At 64.9% G+C, this 24,715-nt stretch carries 21 protein-coding genes; 14 read left to right on the top strand and 7 right to left on the bottom strand.

From position 1 onward, the window contains the following. Positions 1–7 precede the first annotated feature (7 nt). On the bottom strand, positions 8–184 hold the full coding sequence (locus NTCA1_RS28485) for a hypothetical protein (protein ID WP_167381954.1): 177 nt from the start codon (positions 182–184) through the stop codon (positions 8–10). Positions 185–806: 622 nt separating this feature from the next. Between NTCA1_RS28485 and NTCA1_RS10755 the strand changes: the two genes are divergently transcribed. The 3 genes from NTCA1_RS10755 (at position 807) to NTCA1_RS10745 (ending at position 4,445) form a co-directional block, all read left to right on the top strand. Then, positions 807–3,365 carry a TonB-dependent receptor gene (locus NTCA1_RS10755; protein WP_086494209.1) on the top strand — a complete coding sequence of 853 codons (2,559 nt, stop codon included), beginning with the start codon at positions 807–809 and terminating at the stop codon, positions 3,363–3,365. A 60-nt stretch (positions 3,366–3,425) separates the two neighbouring features. Next, a complete protein-coding gene (locus NTCA1_RS10750; RefSeq protein WP_159830490.1) occupies positions 3,426–3,809 on the top strand; it encodes a ribonuclease HI in 384 nt (127 codons plus the stop codon). A 108-nt stretch (positions 3,810–3,917) separates the two neighbouring features. Then, positions 3,918–4,445 (top strand): DUF6438 domain-containing protein, encoded by a 528-nt coding sequence (locus NTCA1_RS10745; protein WP_159830489.1) that lies wholly within the window; start codon positions 3,918–3,920, stop codon positions 4,443–4,445. Between the two features lie 6 nt (positions 4,446–4,451). On the opposite strand, the gene NTCA1_RS10740 is transcribed toward NTCA1_RS10745, so the two are convergent. Next, positions 4,452–5,045: a DsbA family protein gene (locus tag NTCA1_RS10740; protein ID WP_159830488.1), complete on the bottom strand. Its 594-nt coding sequence runs from the start codon at positions 5,043–5,045 to the stop codon at positions 4,452–4,454. Positions 5,046–5,311: 266 nt separating this feature from the next. On the opposite strand from NTCA1_RS10740, the gene NTCA1_RS10735 reads away from it, so the two are divergent. Continuing rightward, entirely contained in the window at positions 5,312–5,821 is a 510-nt protein-coding gene (locus tag NTCA1_RS10735) for a cytochrome c (protein WP_159830487.1), read from the top strand. After that, positions 5,818–6,489, top strand: a complete 672-nt coding sequence (locus NTCA1_RS10730; protein ID WP_159830486.1) for a cytochrome b/b6 domain-containing protein — start codon at positions 5,818–5,820, stop codon at positions 6,487–6,489. The genes NTCA1_RS10735 and NTCA1_RS10730 overlap by 4 nt, the downstream gene beginning before the upstream one ends. 61 nt (positions 6,490–6,550) lie before the next feature. Here the strand turns inward: NTCA1_RS10730 and NTCA1_RS10725 are convergent, their stop codons facing one another. From NTCA1_RS10725 to NTCA1_RS10715, 3 genes are all read right to left on the bottom strand, one after another. Then, entirely contained in the window at positions 6,551–8,341 is a 1,791-nt protein-coding gene (locus NTCA1_RS10725) for an acyl-CoA dehydrogenase C-terminal domain-containing protein (protein WP_159830485.1), read from the bottom strand. 69 nt (positions 8,342–8,410) lie between these two features. Continuing rightward, entirely contained in the window at positions 8,411–10,735 is a 2,325-nt protein-coding gene (locus tag NTCA1_RS10720) for a 3-hydroxyacyl-CoA dehydrogenase/enoyl-CoA hydratase family protein (RefSeq protein WP_159830484.1), read from the bottom strand. Further along, positions 10,732–11,868, bottom strand: coding sequence for a thiolase family protein (locus NTCA1_RS10715; protein ID WP_159830483.1), 1,137 nt, complete (start codon positions 11,866–11,868; stop codon positions 10,732–10,734). Before NTCA1_RS10715 ends, NTCA1_RS10720 begins: the two co-directional genes overlap by 4 nt. A 188-nt stretch (positions 11,869–12,056) precedes the next feature. Between NTCA1_RS10715 and NTCA1_RS10710 the strand changes: the two genes are divergently transcribed. From NTCA1_RS10710 to NTCA1_RS10690, 5 genes are all read left to right on the top strand, one after another. Next, complete coding sequence (locus NTCA1_RS10710; RefSeq protein WP_201282458.1) at positions 12,057–12,503, top strand: DUF2147 domain-containing protein; 447 nt, start codon at positions 12,057–12,059, stop codon at positions 12,501–12,503. 59 nt (positions 12,504–12,562) lie between these two features. After that, positions 12,563–13,861, top strand: coding sequence for an OmpP1/FadL family transporter (locus NTCA1_RS10705; RefSeq protein ID WP_086492461.1), 1,299 nt, complete (start codon positions 12,563–12,565; stop codon positions 13,859–13,861). After that, complete coding sequence (locus tag NTCA1_RS10700) at positions 13,861–15,579, top strand: long-chain fatty acid--CoA ligase (RefSeq protein WP_159830482.1); 1,719 nt, start codon at positions 13,861–13,863, stop codon at positions 15,577–15,579. Before NTCA1_RS10705 ends, NTCA1_RS10700 begins: the two co-directional genes overlap by 1 nt. A gap of 86 nt (positions 15,580–15,665) precedes the next feature. Continuing rightward, positions 15,666–16,064 (top strand): MerR family DNA-binding transcriptional regulator, encoded by a 399-nt coding sequence (locus NTCA1_RS10695; RefSeq protein ID WP_159830580.1) that lies wholly within the window; start codon positions 15,666–15,668, stop codon positions 16,062–16,064. Further along, positions 16,057–16,929 (top strand): acyl-CoA thioesterase II, encoded by an 873-nt coding sequence (locus NTCA1_RS10690; RefSeq protein WP_159830481.1) that lies wholly within the window; start codon positions 16,057–16,059, stop codon positions 16,927–16,929. The genes NTCA1_RS10695 and NTCA1_RS10690 overlap by 8 nt, the downstream gene beginning before the upstream one ends. A 19-nt stretch (positions 16,930–16,948) precedes the next feature. Here NTCA1_RS10690 and NTCA1_RS10685 read toward each other — a convergent pair whose 3' ends face one another. Next, positions 16,949–17,320 carry a cupin domain-containing protein gene (locus NTCA1_RS10685; protein ID WP_374705181.1) on the bottom strand — a complete coding sequence of 124 codons (372 nt, stop codon included), beginning with the start codon at positions 17,318–17,320 and terminating at the stop codon, positions 16,949–16,951. Positions 17,321–17,337: 17 nt separating this feature from the next. After that, positions 17,338–18,666 carry a polysaccharide lyase family 1 protein gene (locus tag NTCA1_RS10680; protein ID WP_236549247.1) on the bottom strand — a complete coding sequence of 443 codons (1,329 nt, stop codon included), beginning with the start codon at positions 18,664–18,666 and terminating at the stop codon, positions 17,338–17,340. A 131-nt stretch (positions 18,667–18,797) separates the two neighbouring features. Between NTCA1_RS10680 and NTCA1_RS10675 the strand changes: the two genes are divergently transcribed. The 4 genes from NTCA1_RS10675 to NTCA1_RS10660 are packed head-to-tail and all read left to right on the top strand — an operon-like array spanning position 18,798 to position 24,705. Further along, positions 18,798–19,022: a hypothetical protein gene (locus NTCA1_RS10675; RefSeq protein WP_133084159.1), complete on the top strand. Its 225-nt coding sequence runs from the start codon at positions 18,798–18,800 to the stop codon at positions 19,020–19,022. 44 nt (positions 19,023–19,066) lie between these two features. Continuing rightward, entirely contained in the window at positions 19,067–21,955 is a 2,889-nt protein-coding gene (locus tag NTCA1_RS10670; protein WP_159830479.1) for a TonB-dependent receptor, read from the top strand. 58 nt (positions 21,956–22,013) lie between these two features. Then, positions 22,014–23,015 (top strand): alpha/beta hydrolase, encoded by a 1,002-nt coding sequence (locus NTCA1_RS10665; RefSeq protein ID WP_159830478.1) that lies wholly within the window; start codon positions 22,014–22,016, stop codon positions 23,013–23,015. A 46-nt stretch (positions 23,016–23,061) separates the two neighbouring features. Then, positions 23,062–24,705 carry a family 43 glycosylhydrolase gene (locus NTCA1_RS10660; RefSeq protein ID WP_159830477.1) on the top strand — a complete coding sequence of 548 codons (1,644 nt, stop codon included), beginning with the start codon at positions 23,062–23,064 and terminating at the stop codon, positions 24,703–24,705. Positions 24,706–24,715: the final 10 nt, after the last annotated feature.

Here is a 24,715-nt window from a genome sequence, read left to right as displayed (position 1 = left end):
CCCCCATCTATCTTCGGCGCGCGGCTGCCACGAGCGCGTAACCCGTCACGCCGCAAAGGCCCAGCGCGATCGCGAAACCGATACCCGCGCCCCATTTGGCACCAGTCGGCCCAGCCAGAAAGCCGCCCAGCGCAAGCCCGGCAAGGGGAAGAACAATCAGGGCCAGACAGCCGATCGCGAACAAGGGTCATCTCCAGCATGGCATCCCCCGCGTTTGCACTTGCCGCGAAGGCCTCGGAAACTGTCTGGAAGCCGCCCCCTGCCCCCACTGCCGCCAACAGCAGTATCCTCCGGGCAGCCCCTGACATTGGTGCATCCCTATATGCCGCGCGTACCCCGGTCACTTGCATATATGGACGGGGCACCCGCAAAAGCCGGTCGAGGATCGCATATCGCAGTCGGCACTCGGGCCGGCCGGAGCTAAGCTCGAGGCGCAAGTCCTTTTGCCTCTCGAAGCAATTTTCCCCGCAACGCAATTCGTCATTTCGAATAAATATCTGTCATCGAAGACAAAAATTTTTGGCCGACTTTGCAACACCCTGCAATGACGGGATAGTTTCTTTCCACATCACTGCACCCGCGATACGTTGGCCCCTGCAAGGCGCGCTTGGCTGGAACACCCGAGGAAATGCCATCGACACGGATCGGCGGCGTGGTGTTCCGCATATCTTGATGGCCCGGAAAGAACCGCAATTGCGGCTTTCCAGGGCAGGGCCTGAGCAGCCCTCAACAGCCTTTGCAGACCGATATCAAAAACAGAACCGGTCCAGACAACGATACGAACGATACGGGAGGAGAGGACGATCATGCATGCAAGAACGCTGACGCGCGTCATGATGATGGGCGCGGTGCTGGGCGGTGTATCCACGGCGATGCCCGCATTGGCCCAAAGCGAATTGACCATAAATCCCGGCGACATCATCGTCACGGCGCGTCGCACGGAGGAACGGCTTCAAGACGTGCCGATCTCGATGACCGTCTATGACAGCGCGACGATCGAGAAGCGCAACATCGTCGTCGCCTCCGACCTTGCCACCTACACGCCTTCACTGTCGGTCAACACGCGGTACGGCGCCGAGAAGGCCAGTTTCTCCCTGCGTGGATTCAATCAGGACGGCGCCACGGCCCCAACCGTGGGCGTCTATTTCGCCGACGTCGTGGGGGTACGCGCACAGGGCGGGACGACCTCGGGCAATACCGTAGGCGCCGGTTCCTTCACCGATCTCCAGAACGTGCAGGTCCTCAAGGGCCCGCAAGGCACGCTGTTCGGACGCAACACGACCGGCGGCGCGATCCTGCTGGTGCCGACCAAGCCCACAGACCTGTTCGAAGGGCATGTCGAAGGCACGATCGGAAACTACGATCAACGCCGCATCCAGGCGGCGCTCAATGTCCCGCTGGCGGAAACCTTCAAGGTCCGCCTTGCGGTCGACCGCAACAAGCGCGACGGCTACATGAAGAACCTTTCGGGCATCGGGCCGGGCGCCTACAACGATACGGATTACGTTTATGCCCGCCTCAGCATCGTCGCGGATCTGACGCCCGACCTCGAAAACTACACCATCTTCCATTACAGCCGTTCGGACACCAACGGTTACGCGACCCGCTATGAAAATTGCGATCGCGACGCCCCCAGCCCGCTGACCGGCGGCCCTTTCACCCGCTACTTCACGGCGACCTCCGCCTGTGCGCAGCTGGACCGGCAGGCTGCACGGGGAGACGGCAAGCTGGATGTCGAAGTCAGCAACCCGGATCCGCGCTTCCTGCTGGAAACCTGGCAAGTCATCAACACGACCACCTGGCAGGCCAGCGACACCCTGACCGTCAAGAACATCGCCAGCTACGGCGAATTCCGCGAGGACTCGGCCTTCAATCTCTACAGCGACAATTTCCGCATCGCGGACACGCCCGTGACGCGCACCTTCCAATCGCTGGGTTATGTCACCGTGGGCGCACCGTTCAACTACATCGCGCTGGATATCCAGCCGAACTATCACGCGGCGGCCGAATCGACCGTGACCGAGGAACTTCAGCTTCAGGGCCGATCGTCGGACGGGCGGCTCAACTACGTGATCGGCGGATATCTGGAGTTCAGCCGTCCCATCGGGTGGAACCAGCAACGCACCGGCATCTACGGCAATTGTCCCGACGCCGGCAATCTGGGCTGCACGGGCGTGCTCCCGCTGGGTCTTCCCGCGACCACGCTGGGCGTGGCGCTCGTATCGGAATCGCGCACCCGCTTCGACTTCGACAACCACGGTGCATTTGCACAGGCAACATACAAGATTACCGAGCAATTCGCGGTTACCGGCGGCTTTCGCTATACCTTCGACAAGATCGTCGGCGATTCCGAAAGCAACCGCTGGAACCTGGTGACCATTCCCGGCCGCGGCACCGTTCCGGGCGGCCGCGTCTGCAACGACGTGCTCAACCATCCCACCGTCAATCTCCTTGCGAACGGCGGCGACACCAGCGCCTGCCGCACACGCATCACCAACAAGTCCAATCGTCCCACATGGCTGGTCGATGTCGATTTCAAGCCGACGCCCGATATGCTGTTCTATGCCAAATATGCACGCGGCTACCGTCAGGGCGGGGTCAATTTCACCAACCCGGGTCTGGAAACCTGGGACCCCGAAAAGGTCGATGCCTACGAGATCGGCGCAAAGCTCACCCTGCGGGGCAGCGTACCGGGCTATTTCAACGTCGCGGGCTTCTACAACGATTTCAGCGACCAGCAGGTCTTCGGTGCGCTGGTGGCCAAACAGGGCAGCGGATTGGCGGGCGGCGCGGCGATCATCAATGCCGGCAAGTCCAAGATCCAGGGCGTGGAAGTGGACAGCGGCATCACCCTGTTCCAGCGCCTGCGGCTCTCGGCGGGCTACACATATCTCGATACCGAGATCAAGGAACTGATCCCGCCCACACTGTCACCCGACAGCCCGTTCGAACAGATCATCCCACGCGGCGAACCGGGCGATCCCCTCAGCTATTCGCCCAAGCACAGGCTCACGCTTTCGGCCGACGTCGAGGTTCCGCTGGGAGAGAAGACGGGCTCTCTGTCATTCGGCGGAAACTATACATACACCTCGCGCCAGGCCGTGGACGGCTATTTCTACACGGCCTCTACCGCCGCCGACCCGCAGCGCGTCACTATCCCGGCGACCAATCTCTTCAACCTCACGGCAGCTTGGATGGACGTGCTCGGCTCGGGATTCGACATATCGGCCTTTGCGACGAACCTCACGAACAAGCGCTACAAGACCGCCTCGGGCGGCGGCTATGAAAGCTCGGGCATCCTCGACTTCGCCTACGGTCCTCCGCGCATGTATGGGCTGCGGCTGAAGTTCAACTTCGGAAGCTGATCCACCTGTTCTGGCTCAAACCCGCTGGCATATCGTCCGGGTTTGGGTCAGGAAGCCTTCATGTCCCGATCCCGGCTGAAAGTCTTCTTCGACGGCGGCTGCCGTCCCAATCCCGGCCCGATCGAGGCCGCCGCCGTGATCAGGGGAGAAACCTACCTGTTCGAGGACCTCGGCCAGGGCACCAACAGCGACGCGGAATGGACGGCGCTTATCCGGGCGTTTGACCTTGCGCAGTCCCTGGGTCTGAACGATGTGGAACTTGTGGGCGACGCGCTCGAAGTGGTGCAAGATGCCAACACCGCCCTGCGACAGGGCAAAGCGCGCAGCGCGCATGAGGCGGCATTCCTCACGCTTGCGGCCAAGGCGCGCCCGGCACGCATTCGCTGGATCCGGCGCGAGCAGAACCTTGCGGGCATCGCGCTTGCCCGCCTCCACCCGAGATAGGCGCTTCGCAAGGAAAGACTCTTCATACGTCCAAGGTCGATGCCCTTTTGCTCCGTCCTAGCACTGACATCGCCGCCCACCGGAGGGCGGCGTCAAGGAGTCTGCCCCGTGACGAACCTCAAGCCGTGGAGCCTTCCGCTTCTCGCCGCAGCCCTGACGGCAAGTGCCTGCACGCCTCTGCCCGGGGCGGACAACGTTCCGCCTGCGGCACCCGAAGCGGAAACGATAGCAATTTCCGTCGGCCCCTGTTTCGGCTTCTGCCCGGTCTACAATGTCACGATCGCGCCGGAAGGAGCGGTCCGGTTCCAAGGCCTTCGCCACACTGCCGTTCTCGGCGAAACGCGGCGCGAGGCGGGTAACGGAAGCTACCGCGCCCTCGCCGCCGAACTCGCGCCCTATCGCCCGGCAAGCGGAACGAGCGCCGCCGTGGAATGCGATACCGCCATCAGCGACACCTCCATCTACACGATCACCTGGAGCGATCCCACGGGCCGCCAGACCGTCGCCACCCACCATCGCGGTTGCCGCGTCGATAAAGGTCAGCGACTGGACGCGATCCTCGACGGTGTCCCCGCGCAGCTCGGAATCGAGGGGTGGGCAAGGCAGGTCACCCGCCCCGGAGCGACAAGGGGCTGATTCCCGTCAGGACGACTTGCGGACCATCGCCACGGCGTCTCCCAGCATTTCCGGCGTGGCCGCACCCGGCAGCAGATAGGAGCCGATCACAAGAGCCGGTGTGCCGGAAAGATTCATCAGGTCGGCAAACCGTGCGGTTCGCGCCAGGGCGGCGTCGATATCGCCCTTGTGCGAAACGAGATCGGACTTGAGGCGCTTTACATCGACGCCGGCTCGCTGCGCAGCGAGCTGGATCGCCTGGGAATCGAGACGGCCGCTGGTCGCCATCAGCGCCTCATTGAACGCCGCATGCTTTCCCTGATAGCGCGCTGCCAACGCCGATCGCGCCGCCTCTACGGAAGCCGCGCCAAAAATCGGCCAGTCGCGGTAGACGATGCGAACCTTGCGATCCTGCCGCATTAACTGCTTCAGCGAGCCGTGGAGCTTGCGGCAATAGGGACATTGGTAATCGGAAAAGACGACGATGGTCACGTCATATCCGGCCGGCGCGACGCTCGGCATAGCCGGGTCGTTCTGCAGGGATTTGAGCATTCCCGCGCCGTCGTTCGCCTGCGGCGCCTGCGCGGCGGCCGTACCCATACCGAGGCACAGGGATGCCATGAACAGAGCCGGGGCCAGTACGCGCCCCCTAAAGCCATTGCTCCGCCCATTCAACATCCAACATCCTCGTTAGCTTCCAGCGGCGCCCTAAAAGCAGCTATGGCCACGGACCGCTACCCTAAAGTCCCGGATGGAACGACATTGAGCGAATCTCCAAAAACCATTCGCCGCATGGCAACAACAGCGGTTATCAAGCGCTTGGGAACAAGGCCGACGGGCAAAATGGACGGCCTCCCGCTTGCAAGACAACTGCCAGGAGCAGCGACATGGCTTCGAAGACCATCCTGACGACGACTCTCACCGCTATCGCCCTCGCCGCCGCCATGACCGGCTGCAAGGGCTCCGAACCGGCCGCGACGACCACCGGCGCCTCGGGCGAACCGGTTTCGGTTTCCGAGACGATCGAAACGCGCGAGGCCAATTTCAAGGCGATCGCCAAGGCCAACAAGGCCGCCAAGGAAGCCCTGGAGGACGATCAGCCGGACTTTGCGACCGTAAGCGCCTCCGCCACCTCGATCCAGACGGACGCGGGCAAGATCGTCGCGCTCTTCCCCAAGGGTAGCGGCAAGGAATCGGGCGAGAAGACCGAGGCCCTCCCCGCGATCTGGGACAAGCCCGCCGAATTCAAGACCGCGGCAGACAGGCTGGCCACCGCCGCCGGCAAGCTCAAGACCGCCGCCGATGCCAAGGATGCGGCCGCCGCGAAGCTGGCGATGGGCGAGATCGGCGGCGCCTGCAAGGGTTGCCACGAGAACTTCCGCGAGAAGAAGCAGTGAGTTCCCGGCCGGGTGCGGAGACCGTCCGCACCCCCTTGTGGGACTGGCCGGTCCGCGTGATCCACTGGAGCTTCGCGGCGCTGATCCCGGCGCTCTGGTGGACAGCCGAGAACGGCGAAATGGGCTGGCACACCAGCATCGGCACGGTACTGATGCAACTGCTGGTGATCCGCGTGCTCTGGGGCTTCGTGGGAAGTTCCACCGCGCGGTTTTCAGGCTTCGTGCGCGGCCCCGGCGCGGTTCTGGAACATCTGCAATCAGGCGCTCATGAACCAACGGCCGGGCACAATCCGGCGGGTGGCTGGAGCGTGCTGGCGATGCTGGGCCTCATGGCCTTGCAGGTTTTGCTGGGTCTTTTCTCCGGTGACCCCGACGACGGCACCACCGGGCCGCTCAACCACCTGGTGTCCTCGTCCACCGCCAGCCGGATGACGGACCTGCACGGGATCGTGTTCTATCTGATCCTCGTGATGATCGTGCTGCACCTGGGCGCGATCCTCTATTACCGCGTCATCAAGCGCGACAACTTGATCGCCCCGATGCTCACTGGCTCGCGCGCGATGCCTGCCGGTACGACCGGCATGGTCAAGGCTCCGGTCTGGCGGCTGATCGCCTGCGTGGTCGCGGCGTGGCTGGTCGGCTGGATAGTTTGGGTCGGAGCAGCCTGATACGGGAACGGGGGCAGGCGCCGGCGCCCACCCCCGTCCATCGCGCGTCTGAAGCAGGGCTTCAGAACATCTCGACGTCCAGCGCCATCATCGAGGCCTTGCCCGACTTGATCGCCAGGAACGCAGCGGTCGCCTGCGGCAGCAGACGGTCGAAGAAGAACCGCGCAGTGCCGATCTTGGCGGTGTAGAACGCGGCGTCCTCGGTGCCTTCGTCCAGCTTCGCCTGGGCGATCAGCGCCGCCTTGGCGAAAGTGTAACCCATGGCGACGAGACCCAGCAGGCGCAGATAGTCGGTCGCGGCGGCGCCCGCTTCCTCGGGATCCTTCATGCCCTTCTGGGCAATCGTTCCGGTGGAAAGCTGCAGCGCGCCGAAGGCCTTTTCCAGCCCTTCGATCATCTTGCCGAACGTCTCGTCCGCCTTGTTCGCCTCGATGAAGTCCGAAACGGGGTGGAAGAACGAGCGCAGGTAGCGACCGGCATGCGCTGGCATCTTGCGGCCGACAAGGTCGAGCGCCTGAATGCCGTTGGTGCCTTCGTAGATCATGGCGATGCGGGCATCGCGCACGAACTGTTCCACGCCGCTTTCGGCAATGTAGCCGTGGCCGCCGTAGACCTGCACTGCCAGGTTCGCGCTTTCATAACCGCAGTCGGTGAAGAGCGCCTTCACCACCGGGGTCATCAGCGCGATGAAGTCTTCCGCGCGGGCCTTCACGGCCGGATCGGTCGCGTGCTTTTCGGCATCCAGCGCGCGGCTGACCCATGCGCCAACGGCGCGGCTGCCTTCGTTATAGGCACGCGCGGTCATCAGCATGCGGCGCACGTCCGGGTGGACGATGATCGGATCGGCCGGGCCCTTGGGGTTCTTCACGCCCGACAGCGAGCGACCCTGCACGCGCTCCTTGGCGTACCACACGGCCGACTGATAGGCGGCTTCACCCACGCCAAGGCCCTGGATGCCCACCGAAACGCGTTCGGTGTTCATCATCTTGAACATGGCTTCCATGCCCTTGTTCGCGGTGCCGACCAGCCAGCCGATCGAATCGTCGAAGTTGAGCTGGCACGTGGCCGAGGCCTTGAGGCCCATCTTGTGCTCGATCGCCGCCACCGAAACGCCGTTGGACGGGCCGGGCGTGCCGTCTTCCTTGGGCAGGTACTTCGGCACCAGGAACAGGCTGATGCCCTTCACGCCTTCCGGCGCATCGGGAAGCCGCGCGAGGACGAGGTGGATGATGTTCTCGGTCAGGTCGTGCTCGCCCGCCGAGATGAAGATCTTCGCGCCGGAGATCTTGAAGCTGTCATCACCCTGAGGAACCGCCTTGGTACGCAGCATGCCAAGGTCGGTGCCGCAGTGCGGTTCGGTAAGGCACATCGTGCCCGACCAGGTGCCTTCGACCATCTTGGGCAGGTAGGCCTGCTTCAGTTCGTCGCTGGCATAGCCCTCGATCGCGGTGGTCGCGCCGTGGGTAAGGCCGGGATAGAGGCTGAACGACAGGTTGGAGGAGCAGATCATCTCCTCGGTCAGCTTGTTCAGCGCCTCGGGCAGGCCCTGCCCACCCCACTCGGGGTCGGACGCCAGTGCGCACCAGCCGCCTTCGCGGAACATGTCGTAGGCTTCCTTGAAGCCCTTGGGGGTGCGGACGACGCCGTTTTCCAGCGTGCAGCCCTCGATATCACCGCTGCGGTTCAGCGGCAGCAGGACTTCCTGTGCCACCTTGGCGGCCTCTTCCAGCACCGCGTCCACCAGATCGGGCGTGAATTCGGCCAGTGCTTCGAGATTACCGAAGCCGTCGTCATTATGCAGTTCGTGGAGCACGAACTTCATGTCGCGCAGGGGCGCTTCGTAGACTTGCATGTCACTCTCCTCGCGCGCGCCGCCGGATCACCGACGGGCGCGCATTCATACCTTATCAGTTACGCAACATCAGTTCCGCAGGGGCTTGCCGGTTTCGAGCATGTGCTCGACGCGGGCGACCGAACGGCCATCGCGCAGGCGGCCCATGAAGGCATCGCGTTCCAGCTTCAGCAGTTCGCCCTCGCTCACCGTGTCGACGAGGTCGAACTCGCCGCCGGTCAGCACATCGGCCAGCACACCGGAGACGACCACGTCGTAGTCGGTCGCCATGCCGCGCTTGTGGAAGCCTTCCACCGCAAGGCCAAGCGCCGTGCGGCCACCGGCGCCGGGCAGCTTGAACTCGGGCGCTTCGGGCGGAGTATAGCCTTCCACCAGCGACAGCGCCTTCTGCTTGGCGTCGTAGAGCAGGCGATCGCGGTTCATCGAGATGCCGTCATCCCCCCGCAGGATCATCATCTCGCGCGCCTGCTGGGCAGACTTGGAGACTTGCGCGGTCGAGACCATCTCGAACACCTTGGCAACGGCAGGCATCGGGCCCTTGGGCATGCCCGGAGCCTTGCGCCAGCGGTCGATCATCTCGCCATTGCCGCCCCAGCCCGGAACGAGGCCGACGCCGCATTCCACAAGGCCGCAGTAGAGTTCGGCATGGGCCTGGATCGCGTCGCAGTGCAGCAGGATCTCGCAGCCGCCGCCCAGCGCCATGCCGGCAGGCGCGCCGACGACGGGGAACGGGGCGTACTTCAGGCCCTTATAGGCGAGCTGGCCACCGGCAACGAGCTTTTCGATCTCGCCCCACGCCGCAATGTTCACCGCAAAGAGCGCCAGGCCGAGGTTGGCACCGGCCGAGAAGGTATCGGCATCGTTGTAGACGACAAGCGCCTTATACTGCGCCGCCACCAGCGGGATGGCCTGCCCGATCAGCTTCATGACTTCACCGTCGAGCGCGTTCATCTTGCCGGTGAATTCAAGGCAGACGACGCCGTCGCCAATGTCCCAGAGCGCCGCCGAAGCGTTCTTGAGGATCGGCTTGGACGAAAGCTTCACGTCGGCAAGGCGCATCACGCCTTCGGGGCGGACGATGTCGCGATATTCGCCGTCGAGGCCGAGGAACTGGCGCTTGCCGTTCTCGATCCGGTAGAACGTGCGGTCGCCCGCCACGGTCAGGATTTCCGGCACGGCCTTGCCTTCGGCGGCGAGGCGTTCTGCAAGGTACTTGGCGCCGAGCTTGTCGATCATCTCGAACGGGCCGGCCTTCCAGTTGTAGCCCAGCTTCATCGCATCATCGACGGCAACCACGTCATCGGCGGCCGAGGGCACAAGGCTGGCGGCATAGGCCAGCGTGGCGCCGAGCACGGCCCATGCGTAGGCGCCGATGTCGCCCTTGTTTTCGACCAATGCCTTGAGGTCGCCCTTGGCCGCCGCGCCGCGCGGGCCCTGTGCGGTCACGGTCGGACGGTATTCGCCGGTCTGGAGGTCGATGGTTTCCTTGCGGCGACCGGCCTCCTTGTTGAGGCGATAGAACCCGCCCTTGCCCTTGCGGCCGGTGTAACCCTCACCGATCATCTTGTTGATCAGCGGAATGTCGCGGGCGATGCCGTGATAGAGGTCGCCTGCGGGCAGCGTCGAGGTGAGGCTGGCCTGCAAGTGCGGCATCAGATCGATGCCGACCAGGTCGACAAGGCCGAAGATGCCGGTCTTGGGCACGCCCATCGGCTTACCCGCAATGGCATCGGCCAGTTCGACGGTGATCCCCATGTCGAACGCGGCGTTGAGGCCAAGCTGGATCCAGTAGGTGCCGATGCGGTTGGCAATGAAGCCCGGCGTATCCTTGGCCTTGACCACCGTCTTGCCCAGCGAAATGTCGGCAAACTGCTCGACCTTGGCGGCAACGCCAGCGTCGGTCGCAGGGCCGGTGACGATCTCCAGCAGGCGCATGTAGCGCGGCGGGTTGAAGAAGTGCGTGATCAGGAAGTCGCGCTTGAACGCGTCCGAACGCCCTTCGACCAGATTGGCGAGCGGGATCGTCGAGGTGTTCGACGAAACGGCAGTACCGTCGCGCTTCACCGCTTCCAGCTTGGCATAGAGGCCCTGCTTGATGTCGAGACGCTCGATCACCGCCTCGATCACCCAGTCGCACTCGGCAACTTTGCCCAGGTGATCTTCGATGTTGCCGGTCTCGACCAGCTTGGCGGCCGATTTGCTCATGAACGGCGCAGGCTCGGTCTTGAGCATCTTCGCCACCGCGCCTTCGGCTACCACGTTACGATTGGTGGCGTCCTTGGGAACGATATCGAGCAGCAGCACCGGCACGCCGGCATTGGCAACCTGAGCGGCGATCCCGGCACCCATGGTACCGGCGCCGATCACGCATACTTTCTTGATGGTGTCGCTCATTCCACCGACTCCAGGATCGTGGCGATGCCCTGACCGCCGCCGATGCACTGGCTGGCGAGTGCGTACTTGCCGCCTTCGCGCTTCAGCAGCGAGGCCGCCTTGCCGACGATGCGAGCGCCGGTGGCGCCCAGCGGGTGGCCGATGGCGATCGCGCCGCCGTCGATGTTCACCTTGGCCACGTCGAGGCCGAGGTCCTTGATGCAGGCCAGCGCCTGCGAGGCGAAGGCTTCGTTCAGTTCGACCACGTCGAGGTCGCCCGCCAAGATACCGGCACGCTCAAGCGCCTTCTGGCTGGAGAGGATGGGCCCAAGACCCATGGTTTCCGGCGCGCAGCCCGAAATCGCGACCGACTTGATGCGGGCGAGGATCGGCAAGCCATGGGCGCGGGCATAGTCTTCGGTGGTGACGAGCACGGCGCTGGCACCGTCGGTCAGCGGCGAGGAGGTGCCGGCAGTCACCGAACCGGCGGCGTCGAACGCGGGCTTCAGGCCGGCAAGGCCTTCTGCGGTGGTTTCGCCGCGAATGGTGCCGTCTTCGCTGACAAGGCCGGTCTTGGTCTGGATCGGCACGATCTCGTCGGTGAGCTTGCCGGCGTCACGCGCGGCTGCGGCCTTCTGCTGACTGGAGACGGCCAGCGCTTCCTGATCGGCGCGCGAAATCTGGTACTTGGTGGCGACGTTCTCGGCCGTTTCGCCCATCGACATGTAGGCGGCGCTCTTCGCCGCCAGCGCCGGGTTGGGCAGCGGGTTGAAGCCCATCATCGGCACCCGGCTCATCGACTCGACGCCCGCGCAGACGAAGACTTCGCCCGCGCCGATGGCGATCTGGCCCATGGCGTAGTGGATCGAGCTCATCGAGGAGCCGCAGAAACGGTTCACGGTCATGCCGCCGACCGAGATCGGCAGGTCCGCCAGCAGGCCGACGAGGCGGGCGATGTTGAAGCCTTGCTCGCCTTCCGGGAAGGCGCAGCCGACGACGACGTCTTCGATATCGGCAGCTTCCACACCGGTCTTGGTGATGAGCCCGCGAATCACTTGCGCGGCCAGATCGTCGGGGCGGACCCGCGCCAGCGCGCCCTTGTTGGCCAAGTGGAAGGGCGAGCGGGCGTAACCCGCGATCACGACACTTTGCATGCACTCTCTCCGTGGTCCGACGCGCCAGAGGCTCTTCCAGAGGCTGCGTCGTCTTCTTCCCTAAGGGTGCAATTCTTTCCCTATACGTCAAGCAAATTTTGGGTTACGACAAATCAACATCCCAGCGTAAGGGCCCCGCCCTTGCGGTGAGAAGATGTCCGATTGGAGAGACGATGGAGAGGTCGCTCATGAGAAATTGGAAACCCGTGGGACTGGCGATGGTTGCCGGCGCCCTGTCGCTCATTCCCTTGGCAAATCCGTCATTCGCAGCCGGAAACGATTCCGTTCTGGGCAAGTGGCGCACGCCTTCCAAACACGGCGTTGTCGAACTCAGCCGCTGCGGCGAATCGGTCTGCGGCAGGCTCGTCGATTCGGACGGCATCAAGGCCAATCCCGACCTTCGCGACGTGAACAACAAGGACACCGCGCAGCGTGGCCGCAAGATCAAGGGTCTGCAAATTGTCGGCGGATTCAAGGCCAAGGGGAACGAATGGGTCGAAGGACAGATCTACAATCCTGAGGACGGCGGCACCTACAAGGCGACGATAACGCCTTCGGGCGCCAACAGCCTCAAGCTCAAGGGCTGCATCGTCTGGCCCTTGTGCAAGACCCAGACCTGGACGCGCATCCCCTGAGGCGCGCCGGGAAGACTACAAAGGTTCAGGGCATAAGAGAATTAAGGGAGTTCAAGGATATGAAACGCACTTCGGGCCGCATTCTTCTGGCGGGCACCGCATCGGCCATCGTGTTCGGCTTTGCCGGATCGGCTCATGCCCAGGCCTTCTATCTTCAGGAACAGTCAGTGCGCGCGCAGGGACGCGCCTTTTCGGGTGAAGCCGCCGATACCGGCGTCGATTCGCTCTGGTGGAACCCGGCCGCGATCGGCGGGCTCGAAGGCGGCCAGGCTTCCGTCCACGCCAGCGTCATCCTGCCCCGCGGCAAAGTGGTGGACGACGGCACCGTGATCGTGCGCCCCGGCCAGGCCCCGGCGCCGGTCGGCGGCAACGGGGTTGCCAAGAACCCGATCAACAACGGCGTGCTGCCCTCCGGCTCGATCGCCTACGGAACCGGCAAGTTCGCCTTCGGCCTGACGGTGACCTCGCCCTACTCCTTCACCACCGACTACGATTCCGACAGCTGGGCACGCTATTCCGCCGACAAGACCAAGCTGCGCACCATCGACATCCAGCCGAGCGTGGCCTTCCAGCCCTTCGAAGGCTTCTACGTCGGCGCCGCCGCCAACGTGGAATATGTGGACGCCGCCCTCGGCAACTACCTGCCGAATCTCTCCCCGACGCTTGCCGACGGCCACCAGAACCTCAAGGGCAACGGCTGGGATGTGGGCTGGTCGGTCGGCGCGCAGTATCACAACGGCCCGGCCTCGATCGGCGTCGCCTACAAGTCTGCCGTGAAGCACAAGCTCAAGGGCACGCTGACCATCGACGGCCTGCTCGGCCCGCTCGCCGCGCAGAACCGGACGCTCGACGCCACTGCCGAGTTCTCCACCCCGTGGCAGGCGATCATGTCGGGCCGCATCAAGGCGACCAAGCAGCTCACCCTGAACGCCCAGGTCGTGGCCTATGGCTGGAGCAAGTTCGATTCGATCGATCTCGGCGCGCCGATCAACCAGTCGCTTCCCGAGAACTACAAGGACGGCTTCTCCTACGCCTTCGGCGTGGACTATGACGTCAATCCGAAGTGGACGGTGCGCAGCGGTATCCAATACGGCGAAACCCCGACCTCGAACGGCAACCGCGACGCCCGCGTGCCCGACAGCAACCGCTGGAACTTCTCGGCAGGCACCACCTACAACATGAGCGAGAAGATCGCGATCGACGCGGCGGCCTCGTACATCACCTTCAAGGATGCTCCGGTGGACCGTCTCACCGCCGCCTATGCCGGCACGGCCGCGCAGACCCCGGTCATCACCAACGGCCGTCTGACCGACGCTTCGGCGCTGGTCTTCTCGCTCGGCGCACGGGTGGCCTTCTGATGGGCGCCGCGGCGACGATCGGCGGTGGCTCCGCCCCGGAAACCTCTTTCTCCCAACTCCCGGAAGAGATGCCGCCGATCGCGCCGCGGTTGCTCACCGACCTGCTCGACCATGCCGTGGAAGCCCACGGCGCCTGGCCGGCGATCGACTTCATGGGCCGCAAGTGGACCTACAAGGAGATCGGCGAACTGTCCCGCCGCGCCGCGCGGGGCTTTCAGGACCTGGGCGTCAAGCACGGCACGCGCGTAGGCCTGTGCCTGCCGAACACGCCTTATTACGTGATCTGCTACTTCGCGATCCTGCGCATCGGCGGGATCGTGGTGAACTTCAACCCGCTCTACACCGAGCGGGAAATGGCGCACCTCGTCGAGGATTCGGGGGCCGAATTCATCGTCGCCTCCGACCTTGCGCTGTCGCTGCCCAAGATCGAGCCGCTGGTCGGTGCCAGGAACGGCGCGCTGCGCCGGGTGATCGTCTGCCCGATCGCCGATGCCCTGCCCAAGCTCAAGGGCCGCGCCTATCGCCTGCTCAAGCGCAAGGACATCGCGCACGAGCCGCACGACTTGCGCTTCTTGCGCTTCGCCGACCTGATCGCCCGCGATGCCGATCCCGATCCGGTCGAACGCGCGCCTTCGGACCTTGCCGTCCTGCAATATACCGGCGGCACGACCGGCGTGCCCAAGGGCGCCATGCTCAGCCATGCCAATCTCGCGGCGAATTCCGCGCAGATGATCGCCCATGTCGGCCACATGCCCGAACAGCAGGAACGCACTCTGGGCGTCTTGCCGCTGTTCCACGTCTTCGCGCTGACCACGGTGCTCAACTACTCGGTGGACACCGCCGCCGAGATGATCCTGCTGCCGCGCTTCGAGATGAAGTCGTTCCTGGCCACCGCCAAGCGCACGAAGCCCACGCAGTTCTTCGGCGTGCCCACGCTCTACACCGCGCTCAACAACAAGGAGCTTCACGGCGAGTTCGACAATGTGCGCGTCTGCATCTCGGGCGGCGCGCCGCTGCCGCTGGAAGTGCGCCAGAAGTTCGAACAGCGCACCGGCGTGCGCGTGGTCGAGGGCTACGGCCTGTCGGAAGCCTCGCCGATCATCGCCTGCAACCCGCTGGAAGGCGATGTGAAGGACAATTCCTGCGGCCCCGCCTTCCCCGGCACCGTGCTGGAAATCCGCGATCCCGACAATCCGCACCGCGTCATGCCGCAGGGCGACCGCGGCGAAGTCTGCGCGCGCGGCCCCCAGGTCATGTCGGGCTACTGGAACCGGCCCGAGGAATCGGAAAAGACCTTCATCTACGGCGCCCTGCGCACCGGGGACGTTGGATATCTGGACGAAGACGGCTATCTGTTCCTGGTGGACAGGATCAAGGACATGATCCTGTGCGGGGGGTACAACGTCTATCCGCGAACGATCGAGGATGCGCTCTACGAGCATCCCATGGTTCACGAGGCGATCGTGATCGGCGTTCCCGACGCCTATCGCGGCCAGGCCCCCAAGGCATTCGTGGCGCTGCACCCGGGGGACGTCTTGGACCAGGATACATTGATGGCCTTCCTCAAGGAGCGGCTCAACAAGATCGAGATGCCGGCCGCCATCGAATTCCGCGACAGCCTGCCCAAGACACTGGTCGGCAAGCTTTCCAAGAAGGAACTCGTCGAAGAGGAAAACGCGCGCCGGGCCGCCGGATCGGCTCAGGACCCGTCTGCGTGAGCGGCACGGGAGCAGCCCTCACGCCTAACGACGCCGGAGCGGCAAGCCCGGAACCCGCCGCGCCGACGCTGGCGCCGGGCGGCGACATGCTCGGCATCCAGGAGGCCGCGACCGAACTCGGCGTGACGATGCGCACCTTGCGCTTTTACGAGGACAAGGGCCTGATCGCGCCGCAGCGGGTGGGCACCATGCGCATCTATTCCAAGCGCGAGATGGGCCGGATGCAGCTGATCCTGCGCGGCAAGCGCCTCGGCTTCTCGATCCGGGAGATCAAGGAATTCCTCGATCTCTACGACGTCGATCCCGAGCATCACGAGCAGGTTCGCGCGCTCCTGGCCCGGGTCACCGATCGCATCGATGAACTGCGCCAGCAGAAGACCGCGATCGAGCAGACCCTGGAAGAGCTACTCTCGATCGAAAACCAGTCGCTCGCCTGGCTCAGGAAAACGCCGATGACATCGCCGGGAGACCAGACAAATGACTGACGCCCCCCAAATTGCCGTCGACGGCCTGCGCGACCTGCTCACGGTCGAGGAAATCGATACCGGGATATTCAGGGGCGCCGCTTCGGCGGAGCAGCCCGGCCGTGTCTATGGCGGACAGGTGGTGGCCCAGGCGCTGGCGGCGGCCGCGCGGGGCGTCGATCCCGACCGGCAGGCCCATTCGCTCCACGCCTATTTTTTGCGCGCGGGCGATGCCGGGCGCCCGATCATCTACCGGGTCCTGCCCGATTTCGACGGCGGCAGCTTTTCCAACCGCCGCGTCGTGGCCATGCAGGGCGGCAAGCCGATCCTGAACCTGGCCGCCTCGTTCCATCGCCATGAAGACGGCCTCTCCCACGCCGTACCCATGCCGCAAGTCCTCGCGCCCGAACAGTGCCCCCATTTCCAGGAGGCACTCGCCGCTGCCGGACAGAAGCTCCCGGCTTTCCTGATCGACCGGCTTGCCCCCTTCGACATCCGGCCCTGCCCGCCGGTGCCCGCTGGCGACCTGCCGCAGCGCCACCAGTGGTTCAGGCTGGCCCGGTCGCTCAACCCCGGTCAATCGGGCGCGGACCCGGTGATGCAGCGCGTGATCCTCGCCTATGCCAGCGACTTCGCGCTCATCTCGACCGCGCTCATGCCGCAGGGGCTCGGTTTCTTCTCTCCGGGGGTTTCGGGCGCCAGCCTCGATCATGCCATGTGGTTCCATCAGGATCCGCCGATCGACGACTGGCTGCTCTATACGATGGACAGCCCCTGGTCCGGCCATGCCCGCGGTTTCGCGCGCGGCGCGATCTATTCGCGCTCCGGCGAACTGGTGGCCAGCGTCGCGCAGGAAGGCCTGCTGCGGGTCAAGCCTCAGGACTGACCCGCAACAATTGTCCCCGCTACTTCACCGGCGGGTTCGGATAGGCGATGATCAGCGAGAGGGGTTCCTCGCCCCTCTGCCAGATTCCCACGACCGCGCCGTTGTAGAGATAGGCCGTCATGCCCGGTGCCAGCCGCGCGCGCTTGCCGTCGGACACGACCTCGCCCTCGCCGGAAAGCACATAGTAGACTTCGTCGTGCGCGATGGGATGTTCGCCGATCGCTGCGCCCTTGTGCAGCACCCGGCGGCGGAACTCCATCGCCCGCGGCGCGGGCACGGCATCGGAGATGCGATAGGCCGTGCTCATGCCGATGGCGCCGTGCGGCGGAGCCTCCTCGCGCACGGTGTCCTTCTCGTCGATCACGGCCATCGGCGGCGCTGCAAGAGCCATCAGCAACAGCCCGGCGATCACTTCCGCGCTCCCTGAGCGCCGGCGCCTTCGCGCATTTCCCGGTCACGCTCGGAAAGCTTTTCCTGCGCACCGGCCTTCTCACCCGGATAGCGGCCGGATTTCGGCGTCATCGTATCGAGGTTCCAGTCCTTTTCCACGAAGGCCGCGCGCGTGGCGGCAGGATGCGGATAGCCGCCCACCACTTTCTCGTCGTCGATGATCTCGCCGCGTCCTTCGGCCACGAAGAACAGCACGCGGATGTCGTCCGCCGCCCTGTCCCAGGGGCGGGCGCCGACCGAGGCCAGCAGGTCGGTCTCCAGATCGGCGGCCGGCATGACCCTGTAGCCGTCGAAACGGGCCAGCGGCGTCTGCGATTCGATCAGCCTGGCCTTGGTCACGCCGTAGCGGCCGAACATCGGCGCCGGATTGCCCCAGCGATCGACATTGATGTTGTCCTTGCCGAACCAGGCCAGGTCGCCGTCGCCGCCCAAAGTCAGGAACGGCAGGCCCGGCGCGGTGGAATTGCCCGCCCGCATGACGTTGCCCACCGCCGTGATCTCGCCGGTGACATAGGGATGCCCCTCCCATTCGAGGTTCATCAGGTTGTAATGCACCGCGCGGTGGCCCGGATCGTAGATCATGTTGTTGATCATCAGCACTTGCGCCCCGCCCTTCACCAGCGGCGAACGCTCCATGTTGTGTGCCCAGACGTTGCGGTAGAAGACGATCCCGGTGGCATTGTCGTGAACCAGCGACCCCTTCGAATGCTCGCCCTTGGGATGGCTGGCATCGGCGAGACCCTCGGCGGCAAGGTTCTCGCGGAACAGCACGTCATGGCTGGTGGCCGCGCGCCATTCATGTACGGTCTTGCCGTTGAAGCGCGGGCCGGACGTGGACATGTTCTCGTCGATCGCCCAGAACAGGCTGCAATGCTCCACGATCACGTTGTAGGCGGCCACAGTGGAGAAAGCATCCGCTTCCCAGCCCGAAAGCTTGGGCTGGCCGTCCACGCCGGTCATCACGCGCAGATGGCTGATCTTCACGTCGTGGCCCTTGAGATCGATCCCGCCGCGAACGATCGTCACGCCCGGTGAAGGCGCGGTCTGCCCGGCAATGGTCAGGTAGGGCTCGTCGATCTCCAGCACCGAGCGTTCGAGGTCGATCACGCCGCCCACCTCGAACACGACCGTGCGCTTGCCCTTCGCCTCGACCGCGGCCTTGAGCGATCCGGGGCCGTCCTTGGCCAGAGTGGTGACGCGAATGATTCGCCCGCCGTCGCCGCCCCTGGTGGGCTCCACCGAGCTTGCCGCGGCCGCCGTTGCGGGAGCCCCCGCCAACGCGACGATCGCCCCACAAATCGTAAGGGAAACCGTAAGGGTAAGACGGCCGAAGTGCCTCTTTGCTTTCACTTTGCTCTCCCGTTGCCCTGCTTGTCACAGGGGTTCTTGACAGGGTGGCGTCCCTGCGGCAATAACTAATGACACCGGTTACCAATACCGGCAAGAACGAACTGAAGATCACAAGACGGTCATTACAGGACAGCGCTTCGGCAGTTCGACCATGGAACTGCCAGTTCGATAAAGTGCGCCGGAAAGGCGTGGAAGATGGCGTCGACAGACGCCGGGAGCAGGTGCCGAAGAAAGTGAGGCGCGGCCATGCGCCGATTTTCCTTACATCCGCTTCTGACACCGGTATCAATTGACCGATACGGCCACGAAAGGCCGAACGGCAACAGGGGGAGTGATCATGCAAAGGCATGTTACGAGGATTTCGCTGGTAAAGGCCGCTCTTGTCGCAGGCAGCGCGCTGACCCTGCCGCAGGCCGCGTTCGCGCAGGACACTGCCGCTCAGAACGCTGTCGCTCCGGATTCCGTAGCCACCGCTAGCGACAATGCCGCGCAGGAAATCATCGTCACCGGCTTCCGCAAATCGCTGGAAGCCGCGCTCAACGTGAAGCGTGAATCCGTCAGCGCGGTCGATGCGGTGGTGGCCGAGGACATGGCCAAGTTCCCGGACCAGAACCTCGCCGAATCGCTCCAGCGCATCCCCGGCATCTCGATCCAGCGCGACGGCGGCGAAGGCCGCGCGATCACCGTGCGCGGGCTTGGCGCCCAGTTCACCCGCGTGCGCGTGAACGGGCTGGAAACGATCGCCACCAGCTCCGACGGTGCCAGCGCCAACCGTGATCGCGCGTTCGATTTCAACGTCTTCGCGTCCGAGCTGTTCAGCAGCCTCGTCGTCCACAAGACCGCCGAAGCCAGCCTCGACGAGGGCTCGCTGGGCGCCGTGGTCGATCTCAACACCGGCAACCCGCTGGCAGGCAAGACCGGCCTTTCCGCCGTGCTCAACGTGCAGGGTTCCTACAACGACCTGTCGGACAACGTCGGGCCGCGCGTGGCCGGGCTGCTTTCCTGGAAGAACGATGCGGGCACGTTCGGCGTCAATCTCTCGGCCGCCTATTCGCACACCGATACGCTGGAAACCGGCAACAACACCGTCCGCTGGGCGCAGGCCTACTTCAATTCGGTGAACGGCGATCCCTGCTTCTATTCGAACGTCGGCCCGACCGGCGGCAATCCGGTCAATTCGGGCGGCGGCTACCGGCCCTCGGCGGCCTGCGACGCGGCGGCCCTTTCCTTCCACGCGCGCATCCCGCGCTACGGCGTGGTCGAGCATGACCGCCGCCGACTGGGCCTGACCGGCTCGATCCAGTTCGAACCGACCGACCGCACCAAGCTTTCGATCGACGGCCTCTATTCCTCGTTCAAGGAAGACCGCGCCGAACAATGGCTGGAAGTGCTGGCCCGTTCCAACGAGCGCCGCTTCAACCTCGTGAACCCGGTCTACGACGACAAGGGCACGATGATCGCGGGTACTTACGACAACACCTGGGTCCGCACCGAAAGCTATCTGCGCAAGTCCGAAACCGAATTCTACCAGTTCGGCGCCACCTGGGACCAGGACGTCACCGACACCTTCCGCTTCACCGCGCTCGGCGGTTTCTCGCAGTCCAATGCCGACATCCCGGTCGAGACGACCTTCGCCTACGACAACCGCAATGCCAACGGCTTCAACTTCGACTATTCGGACATGAAGTCGCCCGTGCTCGACTATGGCCTGGACGTGACCAATCCGGCGAACTTCCAGCTCGCCGAGATCCGCGACCGCCCCTCCTACGTCAAGAACCAGTTCAAGACCGCGCAGCTGCGCACCGAATGGGACATGACGGACGGCTTCACCGTCAAGGCGGGCGCGGTGTGGCGTCGCTACGACTTCCGCACCCAGCTGTTCCAGCGCGACACCGCCGCCTGCGGCGCCAACGGCACCCGCGACCTGATCCTGGGACAGGTAACCTGCTCGGCCAACGTCTACGGCCTGCCGGTAACTTCGGATTTTTCGCGTTTGGTGGACCTCGGCGATGCCGGGCAGCCGAACGGCACCACCAGTTCCTGGCTGGTGGCCGACATCGACAAGGCCGCCGACTATACCAACCTCTACGGCCGCACCGCGATCGAGGATCTGGGCAACAACCGCCGCGTGCGTGAGGAAACCTCGGGCGGCTACCTCCAGTTCGACGTCAAGGGCGAGATATTCGGCCTGGAATTCGCGGGCAACGCAGGCATGCGCTACGCCCATACCAAGCAGACCTCGACCGGCTACACCGCAGGCGTCGCCGCGACGGTGGAGCGCAGCTACGACGACTGGCTCCCGGCCATGAACATCGCGTTCTATCCGCGCCACGACGTGATCGTGCGCGGCGCCGTCGCCAAGGTGATCACCCGTCCTTCGCTGGGCAACCTCAACCCCGGCGGCTCGGTGGACGGGTTCAACTACCGCGTCACCTTCGGCAACCCGTTCCTCGATCCCTACCGCGCCACCAATTTCGACGCCTCGGTCGAATGGTACTTCGCCCCGCAGGCCCTGCTGTCGGTGGCGGGCTTCATCAAGAAGATCGAGAGCTTCCCGGTGGCGGGCACTTACGTCGCCACCCTGCCGCAGCTCGGCCTCGGCCGCGATGTGCTGGGCCAGAGCACGCCTGCCTACATCAACTACGATCCCAACCAGGAATATGTGGTCTCCTCGCAGGTCAACGGCGAAGGCGCGACGCTCAAGGGCGTGGAAGTGGCGCTGCAACTGCCCTTCACGTTCCTGCCGGGCCTGCTCAGCCACACCGGCTTCCAGGGCAACGCCACCTTCATCGACAGCAGCGCCGACTACCAGATCACCGGCCCGGCGGTGTCCGCCTGCACCCGCAATCCCACGACCAACGCCTGCGGGCTCACCGGCGTTTCCGCGATCTACAACAACACCCTCCTCGGCGTGTCGGAAAAGGCCTGGAACGCCACGCTCTACTATGACGACGGCAAGTTCAGCATTCGCGGCTCGGTCAGCTATCGCGGCCCCTTCAGCGACGCCACCAGCGCCACCGGCAACATCTTCGAGGGCTATGGCTCCTACACCAGCGTCGATGCGGCGATCCGCTACAAGGCCACCGAATGGCTGGAACTGTCGATCGACGGCAACAACCTGACCGACGAGTATCGCTACCGCACCAACGACATCTACGCGCAGCGCAACTACGAGAACAACCACTTCGGCCGCACCATCCTGTTCGGCGCGCGGGCCAAGTATTGACGCTGGCAGGAAAAACCGGCGCAATAGCCTGAACTGCAATAACGAAGAGGAAGCCGCCATGACTATCGACCGCCGATCGTTCATGGCGGCTTCTCTCGCTTCCGGGCTCGTATCGACAGGAGCGCTGGCGCAGACCGCGCCCCCATCGGACGCCGCGAAAACGCCGCCTGCGGGTCTGCCGGAACCTGTAGAAACCATCGACCTATGGCCGAAGGGCGCGCCGGGAATGCCCGCCAGCCCCCCGGTCGAAACCGTCACCGAGCGCTCCACCACTACACAAGTCAACGACCGTTCCGTCACCGGCACCACCCGCCCGCGCATGGTGGTGTTCCGGCCCGACCGGCCCAACGGCGCTGCGGTGCTGATCACGCCGGGCGGCGGCTACCGCCTCGTGGTGATCGACAAGGAAGGCTACGAAGAGGCCCGCTGGCTGGCGGCACGCGGCTTCACCGCCTTCGTGCTGTTCTACCGCCTGCCCGGAGAAGGCTGGAAGGACCGGCAGGACGTGCCGCTGGCCGACGCGCAGCGCGCCATGCGCCTGATCCGGCACCGCGCGAAGGACTACGCCGTCCAGCCCGAACGCGTCGCCGCCATGGGCTTTTCGGCGGGCGGGCACGTCTGCGCCAGCCTTTCCACCCGCTTCGCTGCGAAAGTCTACGATCCCGTCGATGCGGCAGACAAGCTCTCGGCCCGCCCATTCTGTGCGGCGCCGATCTATCCGGTGGTCTCGATGGACCCCGCGATCGCCCATGCCGGATCGCGCGACCTGCTGCTTGGCCCCGCGCCCACGGCGGAACTGGAAATAGCCCATTCGCCCGACCGCGCCGTACCAAAGGACGCGCCGCCGCATTTCCTGCTCCACGCAGAGGACGATCCGGCCGTCCCGGTGGACAACAGCCTGCGCCTGCGCGCCGCGCTGAAGGCGCAGGGCGTGCCGGTGGAAACCCATCTCTTCGCGCAGGGCGGCCACGGCTTCGGCCTGCGCGGCACGATCGGCAAACCCGTGGAGGCATGGCCCGAACTCTGGCGCGCCTGGGCACGCTCGGTCGGGCTGGGCTGATCGGACTGGCCTGATCGAACTGGGCTGTAAGAACACGTGAGGCAGCATGACTTTCGACAGACGCGACGCACTCAAGACAGCCCTGTTCGGCGGTATCGGCCTTGCGGCACCGACTCTCGCGGGGAGAGACGCTGCCGCAAGGGAGCCGGGGACGGGGACCACTCCTCCGGTCCCCTCCCCGGCTCCCGCCCGTAATTGGAGGCGCGGCTTCGACGGTCAGCGCATTTCCGATCTCGGCAACGGGACGATGCTCAACCCTGTTCTCTCCGGCGACCGGCCCGACCCGGCCATCCTCAAGGACGGCAAGGACTATTACCTCACCTTCTCCAGCTTCGATTCCTATCCCGGCCTCACCATCTGGCACAGCCGCGACCTGGTGAACTGGCAGCCGAGAAAACCGGCGCTCACCCGCAATATCGGCTCAGTCTGGGCGGTCAGCCTGGAAAAGCACAAGGGCCGCTATTTCCTCTACATCCCGGTCAAGGCCGAGCCCAATGAGATCTACGTGATCTGGGCCGATCACATCGACGGCCCCTGGAGTGACCCGAAGCCGCTGGGCCTGCACGACCATATCGATCCCTGCCACGCGGTGGGCGAGGACGGCTCACGCTGGCTGTTCCTTTCGGGCGGAGACCGGGTGCGCCTGTCGGAGGACGGCCTCTCGCTGGCCGGCAAGGTCGAGCATGTCTACGATCCCTGGCACTATCCCGAGGATTGGGACGTCGAGGGCTTTTCGCCCGAAGGCCCCAAGATCCACCGCCATGGCGACTGGTTCTACATGCTCACCGCCGTAGGCGGCACGGCAGGTCCGCCCACCGGCCACATGGTGATCGCCGCCCGCGCCCGCTCGATCCACGGACCGTGGGAGCAGCACCCCGGCAACCCGCTGGTCCGCACGGAGGACCAGTCCGAAGCCTGGTGGTCGCGCGGCCATGCCTCGCTGGTAGAGGGGCCGGACAAGCGCTGGTACACGCTCTACCACGGCTTCGAGAACGGCTACTGGACGCTCGGCCGCCAGTGCCTGCTCGATACCATCGAATGGACCGAGGACGGCTGGTTCCGCATGACCGGGGGCGACCTGTCCCAGCCCCTGCCGGTGCCGCAAGTGGCCACCCCCCTGCCCCACGGCATGCCGCTGTCGGACGACTTCTCCGCACCGCTGGCGCTGGGATCAAAATGGTCGTTCTTCCGCCCTGGCCCGGACGAAGCCTCTCGCCTGCGGGTGGCGGAGGGCGCACTCCACTTCGCAGGCAAGGGCCTTGCCCCGTCCAGCGGATCGCCCCTGCTGCTGATCGCAGGCGACACTAGCTACCGGTTCGAGTGCGACATCGAACTGGCGCCGGGCGGCACGGCCGGCCTCGTCCTGTTCTACGACGACAAGCTCTATGCCGGGCTGGGTTTCGACGAGAACCGCTTCGTCACCCACCAATACGGCATGGAACGCGGCCGTCCGGCCAATCCGCACGGCCGCCGCATGAGAATGCGCCTCACCAACCGCCGCCACATCGTCTCGTTCCACACCTCTGGCGATGGCGGCAAGACGTGGAAACGCTTCGACAGGGGCATGGAAGTGTCAGGCTACCACCACAATGTACGCGGCGGCTTCCTGATGCTGCGCCCCGGCCTCTACGCCGCCGGTCCCGGCGAGGCGAAATTCCGCGACTTCCGCTTCACGGCTCTGGAAGACTAAGGGTTGATCG

It is taken from the genome of Novosphingobium sp. TCA1 (assembly GCF_009811895.1).
In the GTDB taxonomy this organism is placed as follows: Bacteria; Pseudomonadota; Alphaproteobacteria; order Sphingomonadales; family Sphingomonadaceae; genus Novosphingobium; species Novosphingobium panipatense_A.
Note: the sequence above shows the minus strand (reverse complement) of the source record. Positions and strands in the feature narration are given on the sequence as shown.

Bases quoted from the DNA above. Each gene is read 5' to 3' on its own strand.
- NTCA1_RS10700 (WP_159830482.1), top strand. From the start codon at position 13,861: ATGGGCGCCGCGGCGACGATCGGCGGTGGCTCCGCCCCGGAAACCTCT.
- NTCA1_RS10685 (WP_374705181.1), bottom strand. From the start codon at position 17,320: ATGGCTCTTGCAGCGCCGCCGATGGCCGTGATCGACGAGAAGGACACC.
- NTCA1_RS10715 (WP_159830483.1), bottom strand. From the start codon at position 11,868: ATGCAAAGTGTCGTGATCGCGGGTTACGCCCGCTCGCCCTTCCACTTG.
- NTCA1_RS10735 (WP_159830487.1), top strand. From the start codon at position 5,312: ATGGCTTCGAAGACCATCCTGACGACGACTCTCACCGCTATCGCCCTC.
- NTCA1_RS10710 (WP_201282458.1), top strand. From the start codon at position 12,057: ATGAGAAATTGGAAACCCGTGGGACTGGCGATGGTTGCCGGCGCCCTG.
- NTCA1_RS10675 (WP_133084159.1), top strand. From the start codon at position 18,798: ATGACACCGGTTACCAATACCGGCAAGAACGAACTGAAGATCACAAGA.
- NTCA1_RS10740 (WP_159830488.1), bottom strand. From the start codon at position 5,045: ATGGCATCCCTGTGCCTCGGTATGGGTACGGCCGCCGCGCAGGCGCCG.
- NTCA1_RS10670 (WP_159830479.1), top strand. From the start codon at position 19,067: ATGCAAAGGCATGTTACGAGGATTTCGCTGGTAAAGGCCGCTCTTGTC.
- NTCA1_RS10695 (WP_159830580.1), top strand. From the start codon at position 15,666: ATGCTCGGCATCCAGGAGGCCGCGACCGAACTCGGCGTGACGATGCGC.
- NTCA1_RS10750 (WP_159830490.1), top strand. From the start codon at position 3,426: ATGTCCCGATCCCGGCTGAAAGTCTTCTTCGACGGCGGCTGCCGTCCC.
- NTCA1_RS10725 (WP_159830485.1), bottom strand. From the start codon at position 8,341: ATGCAAGTCTACGAAGCGCCCCTGCGCGACATGAAGTTCGTGCTCCAC.
- NTCA1_RS10755 (WP_086494209.1), top strand. From the start codon at position 807: ATGCATGCAAGAACGCTGACGCGCGTCATGATGATGGGCGCGGTGCTG.
- NTCA1_RS10660 (WP_159830477.1), top strand. From the start codon at position 23,062: ATGACTTTCGACAGACGCGACGCACTCAAGACAGCCCTGTTCGGCGGT.
- NTCA1_RS10665 (WP_159830478.1), top strand. From the start codon at position 22,014: ATGACTATCGACCGCCGATCGTTCATGGCGGCTTCTCTCGCTTCCGGG.
- NTCA1_RS10720 (WP_159830484.1), bottom strand. From the start codon at position 10,735: ATGAGCGACACCATCAAGAAAGTATGCGTGATCGGCGCCGGTACCATG.
- NTCA1_RS10705 (WP_086492461.1), top strand. From the start codon at position 12,563: ATGAAACGCACTTCGGGCCGCATTCTTCTGGCGGGCACCGCATCGGCC.
- NTCA1_RS10690 (WP_159830481.1), top strand. From the start codon at position 16,057: ATGACTGACGCCCCCCAAATTGCCGTCGACGGCCTGCGCGACCTGCTC.